The sequence below is a fragment of the Kitasatospora sp. NPDC096128 genome (assembly GCF_040303105.1).
Lineage (GTDB): Bacteria > Actinomycetota > Actinomycetes > Streptomycetales > Streptomycetaceae > Kitasatospora.
The window spans coordinates 96818-115062 of record NZ_JBEOSP010000010.1; the positions used below are offsets into that span (position 1 = coordinate 96818).

At 73.4% G+C, this 18245-nt stretch carries 17 protein-coding genes; 8 read left to right on the plus strand and 9 right to left on the minus strand.

Annotation, left to right across the window (positions count from 1 at the left end; translation table 11 throughout):
- Positions 1-96: 96 nt before the first annotated feature.
- The gene (locus ABTY61_RS14050; protein WP_350505221.1) at positions 97-873 is read right to left on the minus strand and encodes an SDR family oxidoreductase; all 777 of its coding nucleotides are present in this window, start codon (positions 871-873) and stop codon (positions 97-99) included.
- Positions 874-1045: 172 nt separating this feature from the next.
- On the opposite strand from ABTY61_RS14050, the gene ABTY61_RS14055 reads away from it, so the two are divergent.
- The 5 genes from ABTY61_RS14055 to ABTY61_RS14075 all read left to right on the plus strand — a co-directional run bounded on the left by ABTY61_RS14055 (position 1046) and on the right by ABTY61_RS14075 (position 6880).
- Positions 1046-1921: a helix-turn-helix transcriptional regulator gene (locus tag ABTY61_RS14055; RefSeq protein ID WP_350505222.1), complete on the plus strand. Its 876-nt coding sequence runs from the start codon at positions 1046-1048 to the stop codon at positions 1919-1921.
- Positions 1922-1931: 10 nt separating this feature from the next.
- Complete coding sequence (locus ABTY61_RS14060) at positions 1932-2852, plus strand: aminoglycoside phosphotransferase family protein (protein WP_350505223.1); 921 nt, start codon at positions 1932-1934, stop codon at positions 2850-2852.
- 289 nt (positions 2853-3141) lie between these two features.
- The gene (locus tag ABTY61_RS14065) at positions 3142-4029 is read left to right on the plus strand and encodes a LysR family transcriptional regulator (protein ID WP_350505224.1); all 888 of its coding nucleotides are present in this window, start codon (positions 3142-3144) and stop codon (positions 4027-4029) included.
- 148 nt (positions 4030-4177) lie between these two features.
- Positions 4178-5443, plus strand: coding sequence for an alpha/beta hydrolase (locus ABTY61_RS14070; RefSeq protein WP_350505225.1), 1266 nt, complete (start codon positions 4178-4180; stop codon positions 5441-5443).
- A 630-nt stretch (positions 5444-6073) separates the two neighbouring features.
- On the plus strand, positions 6074-6880 hold the full coding sequence (locus ABTY61_RS14075; RefSeq protein ID WP_350505226.1) for a hypothetical protein: 807 nt from the start codon (positions 6074-6076) through the stop codon (positions 6878-6880).
- Between the two features lie 75 nt (positions 6881-6955).
- Here the strand turns inward: ABTY61_RS14075 and ABTY61_RS14080 are convergent, their stop codons facing one another.
- Together ABTY61_RS14080 and ABTY61_RS14085 are read right to left on the minus strand one after the other, a co-directional pair.
- Positions 6956-7510 carry a hypothetical protein gene (locus tag ABTY61_RS14080; RefSeq protein ID WP_350505227.1) on the minus strand — a complete coding sequence of 185 codons (555 nt, stop codon included), beginning with the start codon at positions 7508-7510 and terminating at the stop codon, positions 6956-6958.
- Between the two features lie 147 nt (positions 7511-7657).
- Positions 7658-8641, minus strand: coding sequence for a DUF5937 family protein (locus ABTY61_RS14085; RefSeq protein ID WP_350505228.1), 984 nt, complete (start codon positions 8639-8641; stop codon positions 7658-7660).
- A gap of 75 nt (positions 8642-8716) precedes the next feature.
- Between ABTY61_RS14085 and ABTY61_RS14090 the strand changes: the two genes are divergently transcribed.
- Entirely contained in the window at positions 8717-9649 is a 933-nt protein-coding gene (locus ABTY61_RS14090; protein WP_350505229.1) for an alpha/beta fold hydrolase, read from the plus strand.
- Positions 9650-9721: 72 nt separating this feature from the next.
- Here the strand turns inward: ABTY61_RS14090 and ABTY61_RS14095 are convergent, their stop codons facing one another.
- The gene (locus tag ABTY61_RS14095; protein ID WP_502895305.1) at positions 9722-10612 is read right to left on the minus strand and encodes a LysR family transcriptional regulator; all 891 of its coding nucleotides are present in this window, start codon (positions 10610-10612) and stop codon (positions 9722-9724) included.
- A 70-nt stretch (positions 10613-10682) separates the two neighbouring features.
- On the opposite strand from ABTY61_RS14095, the gene ABTY61_RS14100 reads away from it, so the two are divergent.
- A complete protein-coding gene (locus tag ABTY61_RS14100) occupies positions 10683-11411 on the plus strand; it encodes a CTP synthase C-terminal region-related (seleno)protein (RefSeq protein ID WP_350505230.1) in 729 nt (242 codons plus the stop codon).
- A gap of 21 nt (positions 11412-11432) precedes the next feature.
- Here ABTY61_RS14100 and ABTY61_RS14105 read toward each other — a convergent pair whose 3' ends face one another.
- From ABTY61_RS14105 to ABTY61_RS14115, 3 genes are all read right to left on the minus strand, one after another.
- Entirely contained in the window at positions 11433-11972 is a 540-nt protein-coding gene (locus tag ABTY61_RS14105) for a GNAT family N-acetyltransferase (RefSeq protein ID WP_350505231.1), read from the minus strand.
- A 197-nt stretch (positions 11973-12169) separates the two neighbouring features.
- Positions 12170-12769, minus strand: coding sequence for a dephospho-CoA kinase (gene coaE, locus ABTY61_RS14110; protein WP_350505232.1), 600 nt, complete (start codon positions 12767-12769; stop codon positions 12170-12172).
- Positions 12770-12881: 112 nt separating this feature from the next.
- The gene (locus ABTY61_RS14115; protein ID WP_350505233.1) at positions 12882-13538 is read right to left on the minus strand and encodes an MBL fold metallo-hydrolase; all 657 of its coding nucleotides are present in this window, start codon (positions 13536-13538) and stop codon (positions 12882-12884) included.
- A 62-nt stretch (positions 13539-13600) separates the two neighbouring features.
- Between ABTY61_RS14115 and ABTY61_RS14120 the strand changes: the two genes are divergently transcribed.
- Positions 13601-14032 (plus strand): MarR family winged helix-turn-helix transcriptional regulator, encoded by a 432-nt coding sequence (locus tag ABTY61_RS14120; protein ID WP_350505234.1) that lies wholly within the window; start codon positions 13601-13603, stop codon positions 14030-14032.
- Positions 14033-14051: 19 nt separating this feature from the next.
- Here ABTY61_RS14120 and ABTY61_RS14125 read toward each other — a convergent pair whose 3' ends face one another.
- Together ABTY61_RS14125 and rpsA are read right to left on the minus strand one after the other, a co-directional pair.
- Positions 14052-16259, minus strand: a complete 2208-nt coding sequence (locus tag ABTY61_RS14125) for an MMPL family transporter (RefSeq protein WP_350505235.1) — start codon at positions 16257-16259, stop codon at positions 14052-14054.
- Positions 16260-16538: 279 nt separating this feature from the next.
- Positions 16539-18029, minus strand: a complete 1491-nt coding sequence (gene rpsA / locus ABTY61_RS14130) for a 30S ribosomal protein S1 (protein WP_153460312.1) — start codon at positions 18027-18029, stop codon at positions 16539-16541.
- Positions 18030-18245 lie beyond the last annotated feature (216 nt).

Below are 18245 nucleotides of genomic sequence, written 5' to 3' on the forward strand. Positions count from 1 at the left end.
CGCACCACCCCCCCACACCCACCCCCCCCCCCCCCACAACCCCCCCCCCCCCCCCCGGCGGGGGGGGGGGCCCCCGCCCGTGGAGGGGGTCGCGGTTCAGCTGGCCTGGCCGGTGGGCATCACGGTGACCTGCTGGAGGTTGACCCGGGGCGGGAGGGTGGCGATGAAACCCACCGTCTCCGCCACGTCCTCCGGCGTCAGCCACTCCATGGCGTCCTTCGAACCCTCCAGCCACTCCAGCGCGCCCTGATCGGTCACGTGGCTCTGCAGCTCCGTCGCGACGATGCCGGGCTCGACCGCCGACACCCGGACCTTCTTCGCGCCCAGCTCCGCTCGCAGGGTCCGCGACAGGTGGCTGACGTACGCCTTCGTGCCGGAGTACACCGCGAAGGTGGGGAAGATGTTCTGCGCCGCGATGGACGAGGTGTTGATCAGGTCGGCCACGCCGCGCTCGGCGGCCGCCTTCACCAGCTGCGGGGTGAACACGCCGATCGCGTTCATCAGGCCGGTGATGTTGAGGTCGATCTGCTGCTTCCACTGGGCCGTCGCCAGTTCCTCGATCGGGGCGGGCAGCATGACGCCGGCGTTGTTCAGCAGCAGGTCGGCACCGCCGAGTTCGGCCGCCACCCGGTCGGCGGCGGCCTGCATCGCCTCGACGTCCGTCACGTCGGCGGCGATGGCGACCGCGCTGCCGCCGTTCTTCTCGATCCGCTCGACCAGCTCCGCCAGCCGCTCCGCCCGCCGGGCCAGGACGACGACCCGGGCACCCAGCGACGCCAGCTTCTCGGCGGACGCCGCACCGATGCCGCTCGACGCACCGGTGACGACGGCGACGCGACCGGCGAGGGGCAGGGACGTGGTGTTCGTGGACATGTCTCTTACGCTCCAGGGGTGTTGGTTTCGGCCTCCGATCCCCGTCGGCCGCAGATCCAGTACAACCCCCGCGCCACCCCTTCGGGACGCCATAACTGGCCCTGCCCAGGCAGGTACTGCCAGGGCCACCCAGGACCGCCCACCACCCCGCCCCCGCAACGACAATGGAGCCATGGACCGCACCAAGGAGATCGCCGGCTTCCTCCGCTCCCGCCGCGCCCGGGTCACCCCCGAGGAGGCCGGGCTGCCCGCCGACGGGCGCGTCCGCCGCGTGCCCGGCCTGCGCAGGGACGAGGTGGCCCGGCTCGCCGGCGTCAGTACGGAGTACTACACGCGCCTGGAGCAGGGGCGGGCCCTCAACCCCTCCGCCGAGGTGGTGGAGGCGATCACCCGGGCCCTGCGCCTGGACGACACCGAGCGCGAGCACCTCACCGACCTCCTCCACTCCGACACCCGCCCCGCCGCCCGACGCGCCCCGGCGAGGGCCCAACGGGTGCGCCCCGGACTGCACTTGATGCTGGAGACGCTCGACCACGTGCCGGCCTTCATCCTGGGCCGGCGCACCGACGTGCTGGCGTCCAACCGGCTCGCCCGGGAGATCCTCACCGACTTCGACGCCCTGCCCGCCAACCGCCGCAACCTGGCCCGCTTCTACCTCCTGGACCCCAAGGCCCGGGAGACCGTGGGTGATTGGGAGAGGATCGCCGCCGAGACGGCGGCCATGCTCCGGTTCGAGGCGGGCCGCTACCCCCAGGACCGCCGACTCGCCGACCTGGTCGGCGAACTCACCCTCCAGTCACCGGAGTTCACCGGCTGGTGGAACGACCACAAGGTGCTGCGGCGCACCCACGGCGCCAAGCACTACCACCACCCCCTGGTCGGGGAGCTGTACTTCTCCTACGAGTCCTTCCAGGTGCCGGGCGACGCGGAACAGACCCTGTGCGTCTACAACGTCGAGCCGAACTCCCCGACCGCCGAGGCCCTCCGGGTCCTGGCCAGCTGGACGGCGCCCACGATCCCGGCGCCCTGGTCCACGACGCCCAACTAGCCTTCCCTCCATGACCCATACCGCGATCGAGATCACCGAGGACCTGGTCCGGCAGCTCCTGCGCGACCAGCACCCCGACCTGGCCGACCTCCCGCTCCGGCTCGGCGCGCGCGGCTGGGACAACCAGATGTGGCAGCTCGGCGACGACCTCGCCGTCCGGCTGCCCTGGGCCACGGAGGCCGCAAGCGCCCTGCTGCGCAAGGAACATGCCTGGCTGCCCGCCCTCCCGCACCCCCTCCCCCTGCCGATCCCGGCACCCCGGCGCCTCGGTGAGCCGTCCGAGCGCTTCCCCCACCCCTGGCTGGTCACCACCTGGGTGCCGGGCACGCCCGCCGACCGCGCCCCCGTCACCCGCGCCGCAGCGTCAGCCGAAGCCCTGGCCGCCTTCCTGACCGCCCTCCACCGGCCCGCCCCCGCCTCGGCGCCCACCGGCGCCAGGGGCGGGCCACTGTCCGACCAGGCCGAGCACGTCGTCAAGGGGCTCGCCTCGGCCGCCGCCATGGGGCTGGTCCCCGACCCGGACGCGGTCCGCGCCGTCTGGGACGACGCCGTCACGGCGCCCGCCTGGACCGGCCCGGCGCTGTGGATCCACGGCGACCTCCACCCGGCCAACGTCCTCACCGCCGACGGCACCCTCTGCGGAGTCATCGACTTCGGCACACTCTGCGCGGGCGACCCGGCCGGCGACCTCGCCGCCGCCTGGTCCCTGCTCCCGGACGGCGCCGCCGACCTCTTCCACCGGGCCTACCGGCCGACCCCGGACCCGGCGACCCTGCGCCGCGCCCGCGGCTGGGCCGTCATGCGCGCCCTCGGCGGCATCCACATCGGCGAGGCCGGCCGCCACGGCCGCCCGGGCGGCAAGGCCACCTGGGGCCCGCCCGCCCACGCCGCCCTCCGCCGCCTCGCCGCCTACGCCCGCGCCCGGCTGTAGCCGACGCCCACACCCGACGCCCGACGCCCGTCGTACGGCCGTCCACCCGAAGACGCGCGACGCCGAGGATGCCCGTCCTGCCCCACCCGCCGACTGACGGGGCGGCGGGTGGGACAGGAACGGCATCGGCCGAGCGCACACAGAAGGCCGAATGACGTGCACGCCGAGACGTCACTCGGCATACCCCCGTCGCCATTCGCGATGGCCCGGTGCACCGCGCCCACTCTGGGTTCGATCACCGGGAAGCACAAGTGAATGTTTCTTGACTGCATCTCGTAGCATCACTGAGATGTTGAACCTCGAACGCTTGCGGGTGCTGCACGCGGTGGCGACGACCGGATCCGTCGTGGGCGCGGCCCGGCTCCTGCACGTCACCACCTCGGCGGTCTCTCAGCAGATGGCGCGGCTGGAGCAGGAGACCGGCACTCACCTGGCGGAACGTCAGGGCCGGGGCATTCGCCTGACCGAGGCCGGCACCCTGCTCGCCGGAGAGGCCGCGGAACTGCTCGCGCACGTGGAACGCGTCATGGCGACCATGGCGCGGCACCGCGGACTGGTGACCGGCGACCTCACGATCGCGGCCTTCCCCACCGCCGCCCGCGCGCTGCTCCCCTCGGCCCTGCGGGCCCTGCGGGCCCGGTACCCGGACCTGACGGTGTCGGCGCGGGAGCAGGAACCGTACGAAGCCGTCCCGGCGGTGCGGCGCGGGCTGCTCGACCTGGCCGTCGTCGAGGACTGGAACGGTGATCCGCTCGCCCTGCCCCAGGGGCTGGACCACCGCGCCCTCCTCGACGACACCTACGACATCGCCCTGCCCCCGGACCATCGGCTCGCCGACTGCCCGACGCTGAGCCTGGCCGACCTCGGCGACGAGCACTGGATCACCTCGAGCGACGGGCAGCTGTGCCATGAGTGGCTGGTGCGCAACATCAAGCGTGCCCGCGTCGCCCACACCGCATCGGAGCACCCCACGCAGTTGGCGCTGGTCGCGGCGGGACTGGGAATCGCCATCATCCCGCGCCTGGGGCGTGAACCGGCCGCCGCTCCGGTCCGGTTCGTGCCCCTGGTGGACGCCCCGCGGCGCCGGGTCTTCGCCGTCTGGCGTTCCACCTCGACCGCGCGTCCCTCGATCGGCGTCGTGGTCGACGCGCTGATCGAGGCCTGTCCGGTCGGCTGAGAGCCGTCTCGTTCAGGCCTGCGCCCGGTGGCGGACGGGTGATGCTGCGAAGGCGGCCGCACCCGGGCTCCCAGCCGGCTCCCAGCCCCCGGTCGGCGAACGGTCAGCCTTTAATCCCCTTCTCATTCGCCGCCCCTAGCCTCCGCGCATGAACGTCTCGCTGCTCGACGGCTGGTTCCCCTGGACGGTCCAGGCCGCCGCCCTCGCCCTGTTCCTGACCGCGGTGGGCTGGCGGGACCGGACGTGGCAGCGCAAGTGGGGGCCGATCGCGCTCGGTACGGCGCTGGCGATCACCGCGGTGGTCGCCGTCGCCGTGCTCACCCTGGCCGGGATCACCGATCCGATCCCGTTCGGGGTGTGGCTGTGGAGCGGGGTGGCGATCGCGGCGTTCGCCGTGCTCGGCTTCGGCTGGCGCGGCGCGAGGTGGTGGCGGCGGGCGCTGGTGGCGCCGACCGTGCTGCTGGCGCTGTTCTGCGCCGCGAACAGCGTGAACATCGCCACCGGCTACTACCCGACGGTCGACGACGCGATCGGCGAGCTGAGCGGCCAGCCGCTGCCGGACCAGATCACCCTGGCCGAGGTCTCCTCGATCCACGGCAAGACCAGGACCGGCCGCATCGTCCAGGTCGACATCCCGGACACCGCGAGCGGCTTCACCCACCGCCAGGAGCTGGTCTACCTGCCGCCCGCCTGGTTCCGCAGCCAGAACCGGCCGAAGCTGCCGGTGCTGGAGATGATCGGCGGCGAGTTCGCGGCGCCCGACAACTGGATCCGCTCGGGCAACGCGGTGAAGACCGCCGACGAGTTCGCCGCGAAGCACAACGGCTTCGCGCCGATCCTGGTCTTCGTGGACGCCACCGGCGGCTTCCGGGTGGACACCGAGTGCGTGGACGGCCCGCACGGCAACTCCGAGAGCCACCTGCTCAAGGACGTCCCCCCGTACGTCGAGAAGACCTTCAACGCCGCCACCGACCCGCACAAGTGGGGCGTGGCCGGCTGGTCGATGGGCGGCACCTGCGCCTTCGACCTGGTCGTCGAGCACCCCAACGCCTTCACCCACTTCGGCGACTTCTCCGGCGACAAGGGCCCGTACATCGGCGACAAGGACCACACCATCCAGGAGCTGTACGGCGGCAACGCGGCCGCCTGGGCCGCCCACGACCCGCTGACCGTGCTCGCCCACCACCCCCGCTACCAGGGCGTCTCCGGCTACTTCGGCCAGGGCGACGAGGAGCACGGGCAGATCGAGTCCGCCAAGACCCTGGAGGCGGCCGCCAAGAAGGACGGCATCCGCACCACCGACGCCGTCGGCTCCGGCAAGCACACCTGGCAGACCGGCTCCGCGACCTTCGCCCAGGCCCTCCCCTGGCTCGCCGCCCAGCTCGGCGTCCCGGGCACCCACCCGCAGCCGTAACGGGCCGGTCCGGATTCCGTCCCGGTTCCGTCCCGGCTGCTGCCCGCACGCCGATCGGACCCCGCCCCAGCAGGCCGCCGAACTCCCTGCGCGAACTGCCCGACCCCGGACCGTGGGTGGGATCACACCCGCCCGCGGCCGGGAGGAAGCCTTGGCATCGGCGGCCCCGCCGGGACGGGCCGTCGCCGCCCCGGACGGGCACGACCCACCGCCGGACCACGGCTCCGCGATCGGGGATCCGGTGCGCCCCAAGGGGTCCGGGCACCGTCGGACCGGCCGGACGGCACCCCCCGTCGGCCATCGGTTCCGCCGCGACCGCACACATGTTCACCACCAGCCCGCTGCAACTGCCGCATCCGCCCCGGCGCCCGCCGGAATCCCGCTTTGCTCCGGGCGCCACCGTGTCGTAGGTTTCGACCGCCGTCGACGCAGCACCCGCTCTGACCGTTCCTCAGAGCTGCGGTGAGCTGCGGAGCCAGGGGGCCTGACGGCAGCACCAATGGGGGAGGAACAGCCATGCCGAGTGCCCGCAGCCACGGGTCGGCCGGGCGACGGGGGCGGACGGCCGACGCGCCGCCGGCCCCGACCCCGGCCCCGATCCACGACACCGGACACACGAGGAATCGTCAGTTGCGCAGCAGCATCCGACTGGTCACCGCCACCGCCGCCGCCCTGCTCTGCGCGGGCGCCCTGAGCGCCTGCGGCCCGGACAACAGCGGCCAGGACGGCGGCAGGAGCGCCGCCCCGGCGGCGCCGACCACCGCGGCACCCGCGGGCGGCGGGACCGCCAAGCCCACCGCCGGTGCCACCAAGCCCACCGGTGAAGGCGCCGACAAGGGCGTCCCGGCCAAGGCCTGGATGGACACCAAGAGCATCCCGATGGACGAGACCTACCACTTCGCCCCGCTGGCGGCCAACGCCAAGCCGGTCACCGGGCCGGTCGACTTCAAGGGCATGGAGCTGTGCCACGCCGCGCCCCCCAAGGGCGAGGAGTACATGTACACCGACGGCGCGGCGCGCGCCAAGGCCGCGGTCGGCTTCGGCGGGGACCGCTGGACGGCCCAGCAGACCGTGGACTTCTGGGGCGACCCGACCCACAGCAGCGGCAACGCCCAGACCGCCGCCGCGATCAAGCGCGCCATCACCGAGGCCGTGACGAACTGCGCCAAGACCGCGCCGGGCGCCACGGTGAAGGTGGCCAGCGCGACCGACGCACCCTACTTCGCCGCCACCGTGACGGCCCCGCAGGCCGACGGCTCCACCGCCACCCTGCACGAGTACGTCGCGCTGGGCGGCGGAGCGGTCACCGAACTGTCCGTCTGGGCGACCACCAAGGGTGGCGCCCAGCCCAAGGACGCCTGGAAGGCACCCGAGGACAAGTACGTCGCCACCGGAATGACGGCCCCGCTCTGCGAGGCCTTCCCCGGCTGCGGCTGACGTACCGACAGACCGCCGCCAGGCCCGTCCGGCACAGGGGACCGGACGGACCTGGCGGCATCATGCCTCAGCGGCTCACAGCCCCAGGCGGCTGAGCGCCGTGGTCCAGTCGGCGGCGATCGCGCTGCGGGCGGCGGACAGGGTCACCTTGTGGCCGCACACCGCGTTCTTGAGTCTGGTCTCGACCGCGTCCTTGCTCTGCGCCGGCTCGTTGCCGTAGCGCGGCTCGGGCCACAGGTTGTGCGGGTCGCGCGGCGCGCCGCCGAGCTCCAGCGGGACGAGGTGGTCCTCCTCGTAGTCCGCCGGGTTGGTGTCCGAGTAGCCGTACTGGGCGATCTGCTGGGTCTTCAGCGCGTTGGTGTAGCTGACCGGCGGGCGCACGGTGGCGGTCCAGCCGGAGACGCAGATGGTCTGCCCGATGGTGGCCTGGGTGACCGCCGGGTTGTACGCGCCCGGGGTGCACGACGGGTCGGGCAGCGGCAGGTACGCCCGCGAACAACTCGCGCCGGTGGCACCGGACTTGACCGGCTTGTGCGAGGCCGAGGCGGCCTGCGCGGTGCCGGTGGCGAGCCCGGCGGCGGCGAGGGCAGCCGCCGCGGCGATGACGGTGAGACGCTGACGGAGCATCATGGTTGCGCTCTCCTGGGCCGGCCCGGCCGTTCGCCGGGCGACTGTGCCCATGACAGCACCGCCCGCGCGACGACCGTCAGGTCCGGGACGTGAACGAGTGGTGTCCGGCCCTCCACATCCGCCCGCCCCCCAGGGGCCGGCCTTCAGCTAGGGCCTGTCCGGGACGGCCCCGGCCTCCCCCACCAGCACCGCCCCCACCGCCGTCCGCAGGTGCAGCGCACTGCGCCCGGTCCGGCGGGTGACCACCAGGCCCGCGCCGCGCAGCGCGCCGAGGTGCTGGGAGACGGCGCTCGGGGTGACGCCCAGCCGATCGGCGAGCTGCGGGGTGCTCAACGGCTCACCGAGCACCGCGAGCAGCTCCGCGCGGGTGCGCCCGAGGACGGCGGCCAGCCCGGCGGACGACGGCCGGGGCTGCTCCCAGAGCAGTCCGACCCCGGCCGCCGGGTAGCGGATCGAGGCGGCGGCGCGCGGCGAGTAGTCGACCATCACGTCCGGCCAGCCGAAGACCGAGGGCAGCAGCGCCAGTCCGTGCCCGCCCGCCTCGACCGTCCACACCGCCCCGGCGCGACGGCGGCCGTGCACCAGCAGCTCGCCCTCCCGCCACACGACGTCCTCGTGCAGCGCCGCGAACAGCCCCTCCACCCCACGGTCCACCAGGGTCACCGCCCGGCGGCCCAGGTCCACCTCCAGCAGGGCCAGCATCCGGCCCCAGTGCGGGGCGACCAAGGCATCGTGGAAGCGCTGCAGCGCGTCGGCAACGCGCGTCAACAGCTCTGTGGTGTCCGGGAGTTCACATGCCCGGGCGCCGCCCAGCGCGGCCGCGCACTCGGCCGCCGCGTACTCCGGGTCGGTCGCCCGCAGTCCGGCCAGCTCGGCCTCGAACGAGGGCAGCCGCACCCCCGGCACCGGAAAGAAGAAGGACGGCAGGCACCCCACCAACAGGGCACGCAGCAGCGGCAGTTCCGGCTCCCCGGCGAGCACCGGCCGGGCCTCGCGCACCCACGCCCGGTGCGCGTCGTGCCCACCGACCCCGAGCGCGAGCCGCAGCCCGAGCACCGTCTCGGCCAGCGGCGAGACCGCGAACCGGACCCTGGCGACCTCCGCCGCCGACAGCCGGATCTCCACCGCCACGCGGCCACCACCCCCGATCATTCAGTCCTGGCTGAACGATAGCCGTGGGCGCGCCGGCCCTCCAGGCTGTCCGCCATGGAGTTCTTCACCTCGCACGACGGCACCGAACTGGCCTTCCGCACCGTGGGCGACGGCCCGCCGCTGCTCTGCCTCCCCGGCGGCCCCGGCCGCGCCGCCGAGTACCTCGGCGACCTCGGCGGCCTGGGCGCCCACCGCACCCTGGTCCTGCCCGACACCCGGGGCACCGGCGCCTCCGCGACGCCCGCCGACCCGGCGAGCTTCCGGGTCGACCGCCTGGTCGCCGACGTCGAGGCGCTGCGCCGCCACCTCGGCCTGGACCGGATCGACCTGCTCGGCCACTCCGCGGGCGGCAGCCTGGCCATGCTGTACGCGGCCGCCCACCCCGACCGCCTGACCAGCCTCACCCTGCTCACCCCGTCCTTCGCCGCCGTCGGCCTGCCCTCCGGCACCGGCGCGCGGGAGGTGATCGCCGCCCGGGCCGGCGAGCCCTGGCACGCCGAGGCCGTCGTCGCGTACGACGGGATGCAGTCCGCCACGACCTTCGCCGAGGCCGCCCGGTACCGCTTCGCCTTCGAGCCCCTGATGTACGGCCGCTGGGACGACGCGGCCCGCGCCCACGCCGCCGCCGACCCGGCCCAGCGCTCCCTCCCGGTCAGCGAGCACTACTACGCCGGCTACACCCCCGACACCGACGGCCTGCGCCGCCGCCTGGCCGCCCTGACCTGCCCGGTCCTGCTGCTCGCCGGGGAGCTGGACCTGTGGCCCACCGCGGCCTCGGCCGCCGAGGCGGCGTCACTCTTCCCGGACGTCACCCTCACCGTCCAGCCGGGCGCGGGCCACTACCCGTGGCTGGACGACCCGACGGCGCTCACCACCACGGTGGCCGCCTTCCTCGCCCGGTCCGACGACCGCCGGACCGACAACCGCCGGACCGACAACCGCCGGACCGACAACCGCCGGACCGACGACCGCCGGACCTCGGCCTGACCGCCGCACCGGCCGAGCTGCCTACCGCCGCCCCCTCCCCCACCGGCCGAGCGCACCGACCGGCCCGCCCCCTCACCTCGCCAGCAGCCGCGCCAGCAGCGCCGCCGGACCCTCCGGGAGGCTGCCGTGGAGGAGTTCGGTGCGGTGCACCAGGCGGGGCGCGGCGATCGGCGCGGAGGCGATCCCGGGTGCCAGGGCGAGGACGGGTGCGGGCAGCAGGGTGAGCCCGTGTCCGGCGGCGACCAGGGCGAGCAGCCCGTGCAGGTCGGTGCCGCGGTAGCGGGTGGCGGGCCGGAAGCCGTCGGTGCCGGTGGCGGCGCGCAGCCGGGCCGCGGTGGGGGTGAGGTCGGGGGCGTCCAGCCAGCGGGCGGCGGACAGGTCGGCGAGGGCGAGGCCGCTGCGGCCGGCCAGCGGGTGTCCGACGGGCAGGGCGACGGCGAGCGGCTGCTCGTCGACGGCGACGGTGGTCAGCGGTCCGACCTCGGGCAGCGGCAGCGGGTCGCTGGGCGCGGCCAGGCCGTCGATCAGGGCGAGGTCGACCTCGCCGGTGGCGACCTGGGCGGGCAGCACGTCCTGGGCGAGCACCTGGACGACGGGTTCCACCTGCGGGTACGCCCGGCGCACTTCGCCGAGCGCGTGCCCCAGGGCCGCTCCGACCGCCAGCGGGGTGACCCCGAGCACCAGCCGGGCGCTCGGGGCGCCGGCCAGGCGCGCGACGTCGGCGCGCGCCGCCTCCAGCCGGACCAGCAGCGGGGCCGCGTGTTCGAGCAGCCGCTGTCCGGCCGGGGTCGGGCCGACCGGGCGGCGGACCAGCAGGGCGGTGCCGAGGTCGGCCTCCAGGGCGGCGATCTGCTGGGAGACCGCGGACTGGGTGTACCCGAGGTCCCGGGCCGCCTCGGAGAAGGAGGCGAGCCGGGCGACGGTGACGAAGGTGCGCAGCTGCTGCGGATCCACGGCGGTCATCAACCGATCTGATCGAGAGGTAAGAAATCATCGTTGGCGCTGATCTCGGATGCGGGGTCAGGATAGCCGCATGACCTACCAGACCCCGCGGGTCGCCCTCGTCGGCGACCGCTCCCCCGCCGTCCGCTCGCACGCCCGCGTCCCCGGCCTGCTCGACTCCCTCGCCGAACGCGAGCAACTCGTCCTGGACGCCTACTGGATCCCCACCGAGGCCGCCGGGGCGCCCGGCGCGCTGGACGGCTTCGACGCCGTCTGGCTGCTGCCCGGCAGCCCGTACCGCAGCGAGGCGGGCGCCCTCGCCGCGATCCGGACCGCCCGGGAGGACGGCATCCCCTTCCTCGGCACCTGCGCCGGGTTCCAGCACGCGGTGCTGGAGTACGCCCGCAACGTCTGCGGCATCACCGAGGCCGTCCACGGCGAGCAGGACCCGGACCTCGGCCAGCAGGTGATCGTCCCGCTCAGCTGCTCCCTGGTGGGGCACGAGGGCGCCGTCGCGATCACCCCCGGCACCCTCGCCGAGCGCACCCTGGGCGCCACCGGCACCCAGGAGCGCTACCACTGCAACTACGGCCTCAACGCCGACTACCTGGACCGGCTGCGCGCCCACGGGCTGCGGTTCAGCGGCGCGGACGCGTCCGGCGAGGTCCGCGTCCTGGAGCTGCCGGAGCACCCGTTCTTCCTGGCCTCGCTGTTCCAGCCCGAGCTGTCCGGCGACGGCACCCGGGCCCACCCGATGATCCGCGCGCTGGCCGAGGCGGCCGTCGCCCACGCGGCGCTCCGCGAAGCGGCCCCCGCCTGAGCCGGGAGGCCACGGCTGCCCTCACATCGGCAGCGAGCGCAGCCGCACCGGCCCCTCCGGCCATCCGGCGCCCTGCGCCAGCGGTCGCCACATGGTGCGCAGCGGCATGACGGCGAGCCGCCCCTCCGGCTGTTCGACCGTCACCTCCTCGGCCACCTCCCGGAAGCCGAGCCCCCGGTAGAACGCCGCTAGCGGCGGGCGGCAGAACAGCAGGGCGTACCGGAAGCCGAGTGCGCGCCCGTGGTCCAGCGCGGCCCCGACCACGGCCTGCGCCAGCCCCTCGCCGCGCCGTTCGGCGGCGACGCAGACCCCGCCGACGCCTATCGCCTCCAGGTCGGTGCCGCCGACGGTGAGCGGGAGCGGGAGCAGCCCGGTGTGGGCGACGAGCCGGCCGTCGGCGGCCCGGATGCCGAAGTGCACGTCCTTGGACTGGAAGGTCAGCCCGGTGTAGGCGACGCCGTAGGGGTCCTCGCCGGGGCCGAGGATCTGGTCCTGGTCGGCGCGGGAGTAGCTCTCCAGGCGCTCGGCGGTCAGCGGTTCAGCAGAAGAACGATCATCCATCACTCCATGCTCCGTTCCCCGCGGACCGGCCTCCAAGTCCTCTCCGGCCCACCGGATCTGTCACATGATCCGACCGTCGCCCCTGGATGCACCAGCCGACCACGACCCCTGTCGCCGACAGTCGGGCGAAATCGTCGGGTTCTTGAAGAATGACGATGAAATCGACGACAGTTGACCACTCTCGCGGCGACCCGAGCCTACCGAGCAGCCCGCTTCACCAGCTCCGCCCACACCTCGTCGACCCGTGCCGCCAGCGCCTCCAGCGGCCCGCTGTTGTCGATCACCAGGTCGGCGATCGCCAGCCGGTCCACCCGGGAGGCCTGCGCGGCCATCCGGGCCCGGGCCTCCTGCTCGGCCATCCCGCGCAGCCGGACCAGCCGGTCCAGCCGCGCCTCGTCATCCGCGTCGATCACCACGACCAGGTCGAACAGCGGCGCCAGCCCGTTCTCGGCGAGCAGCGGCACGTCGTGCACGACCACCGCGTCGGGCGCGGCGGCCGCCTCCAGCTCGGCGGAGCGGGCCCGCACCAGCGGGTGGACGATCGCGTTCAGCGCCCGGAGCTTCTCCGGGTCGGCGAACACGACCGCCCCGAGGGCGGGCCGGTCCAGCGTGCCGTCCGCCCGCAGCACCTGCGGGCCGAACTCGGCGACCACGGCCGCCAGGCCGTCCGTCCCGGGGGCGACCACCTCGCGGGCGATCAGGTCGGAGTCCACGATCACCGCGCCGCGCGCGGCGAACAGCCGGGACACCTCGCTCTTGCCCGCGCCGATCCCGCCGGTCAGTCCGATCTTCAGCATGGCGTCAGGCTACCGGCGCACCACCGCGGGCGTCAGCCCGGCTCGACCCGGCCCGGCTCGGCCCAGCCCAGCTCGACTCAGCCCAGCTCGACTCAGCCCAGCCCGGCTCGGCTCAGCCCAGCTCCAGGCTCTCGCCCTCACCCAGCACGGTCAGCTCCGATCCGGTCCCCGGCCCGTCCGGCCCGAGCAGCCGGGTGGCGATCATGTGCCCGATCGGGCTGAGCGTCGCCTCGTGCACCGGTACGGCCACCCGCGGGCCCGCCTCCCGGACGTAGTCGACCACTTCACCGGCCTTGCTCCACGGCGCCGCGAGCGGCAGCAGCAGGGTGTCCACGGCGTGCGGCGGCACGGTGAAGGCGTCGCCGGGGTGGAACAGCCGGCCGTCGAGGAGGAAGCCGATGTTCTTGACCAGCGGGATGTCCCGGTGGATCTCGGCGTGCCACTCGCCGTGGACGGAGATCCCGACCCCGCCGATCTCGAACGCGTCGCCCTCGCCGACCGCGGTGACCCGCTGCCCGACGCCCTCCAGCTGGGCGGCGACGTCGGCGTTGGTCCACACCCGCAGCGCCGGGTCGGCGTCCAGGGCGGCGCGCAGCCGGGACTGCTCGAAGTGGTCCATGTGCTCGTGGGTGATCAGCACGGCGTCGGCCCCGGCCAGGGCGGCGGGGTCGGTGAAGGCCCCGGGGTCGATGACGAGCGTGGTTCCGTCGGTCTCGATGCGTACGCAGGCGTGTCCGAACTTGGTGATGCGCAAGGGCAGAGTTTGCATGGTCAAAACCATACAGCATGACTGTACAGTTCTGCTGCACACATTCCCGATACACTTCTCCCATGCCCAGCAACGCCCCGCACCCGGACACCCTGGACCTCGCCGCCGACCTGCGCTCCGCCCTCGGCAGCCTGGTCCGCACCCTGCGCGAGAGCGACGACCTGCCGCCCAACCAGGCCGCCGTGCTCGGGCTGCTGGTCCGCGACGAGCGCTCCTACACCGTCGCCGAGCTCGCCGACCGCCGCCGGGTGCGCCACCAGTCGATGGCCCGCACCGTCGCCCTGATGTCCGAGGCCGGGCTGGTCGCCCAGCAGCCCCACCCCACCGACGGCCGCAAGCAGCTGATCACCGCCACCGAGGCCGGCCGGCTGGCCCTGCTCGACCAGCGCGCCCGCCGGGAGCACCACATCGCCACCGCCATCGAGTCCCGCCTCAGCACTACGGAACGGGAGCAACTGCGCACCGCCGTCGCCCTGCTGAACCGCCTGGCGTGAACCCGGAGGCGGTGGCCGGCTACGCCTCGACCAGCACCTCCGCCGCCGGCCGCGGCGCCGGGAGCACCGCCGGCTCGATCTCCGGCAGGTCCACGTGCTCGCTCAGCCCGAACCGCCGGTGCAGCCGCTTCAGCCAGCCGGGCGCCCACCAGTTGAACTCGCCGAACAGGCTCATCGCGGCGGGCACCAACAGGCAGCGCACCAGGGTGGCGTCCACCGCCACGGCCACGGCCAGCGCGATGCCCATCTGCTTGACCATGAGCATGTCCCCGAGCGCGAAGCCCGCGAAGACGATCACCATCAGCAGTGCCGCCGAGGTGATGATCCGACCGCTGCGCTGAACGCCCAGCTCCACCGCCCGGACACAGCCGTGCCCGCGCTCGGTCAGCTCCTTGATCCGGGAGAGCAGGAACACCTCGTAGTCCATCGACAGCCCGAAGGCGAAGGCGAAGACCAGCACCGGGATGAAGGTCTCCAGCCCGCCCGTCGGGCTGAACCCGAGCAGCCCGCTCAGCCAGCCGTCCTGGAACACCAGGGTCAGCGCGCCGAGCGAGGCGCCCAGCGAGAGCAGGTTCATCAGCAGCGCCTTGACCGGCATCACCACCGAGCCGGTCATCAGGAACAGCAGCACCAGCGTCCCGGCCGCGACCAGGCCCAGCGCCCACGGCCCGCGCGAGAGCAGCTCGTCCCGGAAGTCCACCACCGACGCCGCGCCACCGGTGACGTACGTCCTCAACCCGCCCCGGTCGGCCCGCAGCTCGTCCACCACCTGCTTGGCCGTGGCGCCCTGCGGGTCCCCGTGCACCAGCACGTCGACCGTCGACACCGCGTCGCCGACCGGCGTCACCGCCCGCACCCCGCTGACCCCGGGCAGCTTGGCGACCACCTCGTCCGCGTAGGCCTGCGCCACCGGAGCCCCGCCCTCGACCACCACGGTGATCGGCGCGGCCGCGACCTGCGGGAAGCGGTGGTCGACGGTCTCGGCGACCTGCCGCCCGGCCGAGGAGGCGGGCAGCACGGCGGCGCCGGAGCTGCGCATGTCGGCGTGCAGGAAGGGGGCCCCGGCCGCCATCAGCACGCCCACGCAGGCGAGGGTGACGAGCACCGCCTGCTTGCGGACCCGCCGTACCGTACGGCTGAAGAAGCCCTCGTCCGGCACGGGTGCGGTGGGTGTCCTGATCCGGCCCCCGGCGAATCCGAGCAGGGCGGGGATCAGGGTGAGCGCGGCGGCGACCGCGATCACCACCACGCTCACCCCGGCGGCGGCGACCGCGCCCAGCACCGGGCTGGTGAAGACGAAGAGGCCGGACAGCGCGACGGCCACGGTCAGCCCGGAGAAGGCGACAGTGCGCCCGGCGGTCGCGGCGGTGCGCTCGACGGCGGCGGCGATACCCGCGCCGTGGCCGCGTTCCTCGCGGAAACGATTCACCATCAACAGCGCGTAGTCGATCGAGAGCCCGAGCCCCAGCACGGTGGCGATCGGCAGCACGCTGGTGTCGATGTCCATGATCCGGCTGAATCCGAACATGGCCAGCAGTGCCCCGCCCACCGAGGCGACGGCGCCGATCACCGGCAGCGAGGCGGCGGCCAGGCCGCCGAAGACCAGCACCATGACGACCAGGGTGAGCGGCAGGGTCACCATCTCGCCGAAGCGGGTGTCCTGCTCGGTCTGCTTCTTGACCTCCTGCTGGAGGACGAGGTCCCCGCCGACGGTCACGTGCGCGCCGCCCGCGCCGTTCAGCACGGCGAGGCGATGGACGGCGGCGTCGGTCTGGGCGGAGGTCGCGGTGCCGGCCATCCGTACGGTGATCAGGCCGGCCTTGCCGTCGGCGGCCCGCAGCGCGGCCGCGCCCGGCCCGCCGCCGTACGCGTCCTGGGCGCCGGCGACCCCGGGCAGGGCGGCGATCTCGGCGGTGGCCTTCTGGACGGCGGCCCGTACGGCCGGGTCGTCCACCGGCTTGCCGTCCACCACCGCGGTCAGCGTGCCCTTGACCGGATCGGCCGCGGCGACCACGGCGCTGCCCCGGTCCGCCTCGGCGGTCGCGGAGGAGGCCCCGGCCACCGTGCCCTCGAACACCCGTCCGCCGATCAGCACGCCGACGACCAGGACGACGGCCCAGAAGCCGAGCACCCAGCGGCGGTGGCGGAAACAGAACCGCCCGAGAGCGGCGAGCCGGCCGCCGACCACAGCGGTGGGGGCGGCGGAGGAGGGGTTGCGCATGCGCATGAAGGAGCCTTTCGGGCAGCTCCACTCAATGTAGGTGCAACCCGAACTCCGGCCTATAGCAGGGCAATGAGCCTCATCTCACATTTCCCTTCACATAAACCACACATAAGTCAAACCGACAAACGAAGGCCGGCAGGGCGGCGTGAAACGGCCGGAAACGTGCCGAAGCGGGCCGGGGAAGGCGACCCGGAGCCGACCGGAAAACGCGAAACGGGCCCCACCCGGAGTGATCCGGATGGGGCCCGTTCCCTAGCTGTCAGCTAGCGGGGGGCGAGAGCCTCAGCTCTGGCCGCCGGCCAGCTTCTCGCGCAGGGCGGCCAGGGCCTCGTCGGAGGCCAGGGCGCCCGAGCCCTCGTCGCTGCTGGACGAGTAGGAGCCACCGGCAGCGGCGGCGACGGCGTCGCCACCCTCGGCAGCGGCCTCGGCGTCGGCCTCGCGGCTCTTGATGACCTGGGCCTGGTGCTGCTCGAAGCGGGACTGCGCCTCGGCGTACTGGCGCTCCCACTCCTCACGCTGCTTCTCGAAGCCGGGCAGCCAGTCGTTCGCCTCGGGGTCGAAGCCCTCCGGGTAGATGTAGTTGCCCTGGTCGTCGTACGAGGCGGCCATGCCGTACAGGGTCGGGTCGAACTCGACCTCGGCCGGGTTGGCACCCAGGGCCTCGTTGGCCTGCTTGAGCGACAGGCTGATGCGACGACGCTCGAGGTCGATGTCGATGACCTTGACGAAGATCTCGTCGCCGACCTGGACGACCTGCTCCGGGATCTCGACGTGGCGCTCGGCCAGCTCGGAGATGTGGACCAGGCCCTCGATGCCCTCGTCCACGCGGACGAACGCACCGAACGGAACCAGCTTGGTGACCTTACCCGGAACGACCTGGCCGATCTGGTGGGTACGGGCGAACTGCTGCCACGGGTCCTCCTGGGTCGCCTTCAGCGACAGGGAGACGCGCTCGCGGTCCATGTCAACGTCGAGAACCTCGACGGTGACCTCCTGGCCGACCTCGACAACCTCGGACGGGTGGTCGATGTGCTTCCAGGACAGCTCGGAGACGTGCACCAGGCCGTCGACGCCACCCAGGTCCACGAAGGCACCGAAGTTGACGATCGAGGAAACGACGCCGGAGCGCACCTGGCCCTTCTGCAGGGTGGTGAGGAAGGTCTGGCGGACCTCGCTCTGGGTCTGCTCCAGCCAGGCACGGCGGGACAGGACCACGTTGTTGCGGTTCTTGTCCAGCTCGATGATCTTGGCCTCGAGCTCCTTGCCCACGTAGGGCTGGAGGTCGCGGACGCGACGCATCTCGACCAGCGAGGCGGGGAGGAAGCCCCGGAGGCCGATGTCGAGGATGAGACCACCCTTGACGACCTCGATGACGGTACCGGTGACGATGCCGTCCTCTTCCTTGATCTTCTCGATCGTGCCCCAGGCACGCTCGTACTGAGCGCGCTTCTTGGACAGGATGAGACGACCCTCCTTGTCCTCCTTCTGGAGAACCAGGGCCTCGATGTTGTCACCGACGGCGACGACCTCGTGCGGGTCAACGTCGTGCTTGATCGAGAGCTCGCGGGACGGGATGACGCCCTCGGTCTTGTAACCGATGTCGAGGAGGACCTCGTCACGGTCGACCTTCACGATGACGCCCTCGACGATGTCGCCATCGTTGAAGTACTTGATGGTCTCGTCGATGGCGGCGAGGAAGGCCTCCGCGTCGCCGATGTCGTTGACCGCGACCTGCGGGGTGGTGCTGAGGGAGGAGTCGGTGGGGCTCGTCATTAGGAAAAGGGCTCCGGTACGGACATGAAAGTCGTAGGTAATGCCACGCGGAGGGCCCGTATCGCTCCCACCGAAAGCCGGACAGCCAAGAACACGGCACACCGGAAATCCCGTGAACAACGGGAAATCGGCGTCCGTCTTGCGACCGTGGGGTCTTCGACAGATGCGAGCGCGACCTGCTCCGTCCGAGGCGCGCAGGCCCGCAGCGCAACTTGT